Origin of the sequence: Bacillus sp. GbtcB14, from assembly GCF_019091205.1 — a bacterium.
GTDB classification, from domain to species: domain Bacteria; phylum Bacillota; class Bacilli; order Bacillales; family Bacillaceae_G; genus Bacillus_A; species Bacillus_A cereus_AG.
Genome location: NZ_JAGXJT010000352.1, coordinates 1 through 229 on the forward strand (window position 1 = coordinate 1; position 229 = coordinate 229).

Below are 229 nucleotides of genomic sequence, written 5' to 3' on the forward strand. Positions count from 1 at the left end.
AGTACATTTTGATGTAACAATTTTACCAATGTTAAATGCAATTTTTAATAGCTTAACGTTCGTATTCTTATTAGCAGATTTATACTCTATTATTAAGAAGAATGTGAAAATGCACCGTGTTTTCATCCTGGCAGCAGTTACAACGCCTTTCCTATTTTGTGTTTCTTATTTATCGTATCATTACTTCGCGCCGGCAACACATTTCGGTGGGGAACGATTCTTTAAATAT

Annotated in this window: 1 protein-coding gene; it reads left to right on the forward strand. The window is 33.2% G+C overall.

Annotated features, from left to right (window positions below; genetic code table 11):
• Positions 1 to 229, forward strand: a 229-nt coding sequence (locus KVT31_RS30105) for a DUF420 domain-containing protein (protein ID WP_217613780.1), incomplete at both ends; no start/stop codon positions are given.